This window comes from Stenotrophomonas sp. SrG (assembly GCF_050031795.1).
GTDB classification, from domain to species: Bacteria; Pseudomonadota; Gammaproteobacteria; order Xanthomonadales; family Xanthomonadaceae; genus Stenotrophomonas; species Stenotrophomonas rhizophila_A.
The window spans coordinates 1-258 of the sequence record NZ_JBNBBE010000426.1; the positions used below are offsets into that span (position 1 = coordinate 1).

General features: G+C 67.4%; 1 protein-coding gene. It reads left to right on the forward strand.

Going from position 1 to position 258, the window contains the following annotated elements; all coding sequences use genetic code 11:
- Nucleotides 1-258, forward strand: a 258-nt coding sequence (locus ACQG3P_RS20335) for an FAD-dependent oxidoreductase (RefSeq protein WP_426806053.1), incomplete at both ends; no start/stop codon positions are given.

Consider the following 258-nt stretch of genomic DNA (forward strand, 5'->3'; position numbering starts at 1 on the left):
TGCGACGCCCTGATCATCGCCACGCGCGCCACCGCCACGTACCTGGGCAGTCCCACCGAAGAGGCCTTCAAGGGCCGCGGCGTGTCGGCCTGCGCCACCTGCGACGGCTTCTACTACCGTGACCAGGACGTGGTCGTGGTCGGCGGCGGCAACACCGCCGTGGAAGAGGCGCTGTACCTGTCCACCATCGCCCGCAAGGTCTACCTGGTCCACCGCCGCGACACCCTCAAGGCGGAAAAGATCATGCAGGACAAGCTG